The sequence below is a fragment of the Thalassotalea sp. G20_0 genome, assembly GCF_017744175.1.
Taxonomy (GTDB): Bacteria; Pseudomonadota; Gammaproteobacteria; order Pseudomonadales; family Endozoicomonadaceae; genus Endozoicomonas.
This window is the reverse complement of the sequence record NZ_JAGHQV010000457.1, coordinates 1-589: the sequence shown is the minus strand read 5'-3', so window position 1 is coordinate 589 and position 589 is coordinate 1. Positions and strand designations below refer to the sequence as shown.

Annotated in this window: 1 protein-coding gene; it reads right to left on the bottom strand. The window is 52.8% G+C overall.

All coding sequences use genetic code 11. From position 1 onward, the window contains the following. The coding region (locus tag J7438_RS27030; RefSeq protein WP_209279101.1) for a hypothetical protein at positions 1-559 on the bottom strand (559 nt) is incomplete at its 3' end. Positions 560-589: the final 30 nt, after the last annotated feature.

Here is a 589-nt window from a genome sequence, read left to right as displayed (position 1 = left end):
GTTCCGCAATGTTCAATACATCCACCTCAAAGTTTTCCGGATCCGGTAGCTGCTGGTATTGAATACCTGTTTTTCGGATGATGCTCTGCAGCAGCAAATCCCTTGCCTGGTTCAGGTGCGCAGCGCACGTCTTGACCGTACTTTCCTGCCCATGCCCAACATCCTGAAACAGAGGCTGCTCTGCTGCATTAATATGTTCCCATGCCAGGTGTTCCATCAAGACTTCGCTGCCCTGCTTTCTGCGGATTTTGTCCAGCTTTGGGCTGAGCCAGGCGATCTGCTCTTCATGGGTGTGAATCAATTGTTTTTTCCGGTTGAAAAACTGCTGTAACAGGCTGTGTACCGAACGATCCCATTGACTTGTCAGTCGCTTCCTGACAAAACCGGGCAGGTCTGCCCTGCGCTCTTCATTGGCAACAGGGTTAACGGTTTTCCGGAGCGGTTGTTGGATCGTGTCCTGCTGAACCGCCGGTTGTCTCAAGGCACCAGGGCTGCCCGGGGTTTGATTGGCTGCTGGTGCAGCAGTGTTGCTGTCAGCATCGCTGGTATCATTATCCACGCCCTTATCCTGAAACAGCGCACTTCCATC